1 protein-coding gene is annotated in these 598 nt (G+C 27.8%); it reads left to right on the top strand.

Annotated features, from left to right (window positions below; genetic code table 11):
* On the top strand, nt 1-598 hold a 598-nt coding region (locus R7P64_RS24390; RefSeq protein WP_318124193.1), incomplete at both ends, for a sigma 54-interacting transcriptional regulator.

Here is a 598-nt window from a genome sequence, read left to right as displayed (position 1 = left end):
ATGCAAACTAAGTTGCTTAGAGCACTTCAAGAAAAGAGTGCCAGAAGAGTTGGTGGGAAAGAAACATTTCCAATAAAATGCAGAATTATAAGTGCAATGAATGAAGATCCTTACGAATTAGTTGAAAAAGGAAGATTAAGGCAAGATCTTTTTTACCGAATATCTGGATATAATCTATATATTCCACCTCTAAATAAGAGGGAAAGTGACATATTTGAGATTTCTGATTATTATATAAAAAAATTTAATAAGACAATGAACAAAAATATAATAGGAATTGAAGATTCTCTAAAAGAGATAATGAGAAAATATACTTGGCCAGGGAATATAAGAGAATTAGAACATTTTATTGAAAATATAATGGTCAGGTCATTAGATAATGAGAAATATTTAAGACTTGACAATATTCCTGATTATTTAAAAGAAATCATTTTTAATGAAAACAATGAAAGTGATATAAAGACCAATGATATAGACAGTGCAATTAATGAATTAGAGAAGAAAATGATATTAGAATCTCTCGAAAAAAACAAGTGGAATGTAACTAAGACAGCAAGAAATCTAAATATTTCAAGGCAAAGCCTTATTTACAGAATGA

It is taken from the genome of Vibrio sp. 2304, from assembly GCF_033339475.1.
Lineage (GTDB): Bacteria > Pseudomonadota > Gammaproteobacteria > Enterobacterales > Vibrionaceae > Vibrio > Vibrio alginolyticus.
Note: the sequence above shows the minus strand (reverse complement) of the source record. Positions and strands in the feature narration are given on the sequence as shown.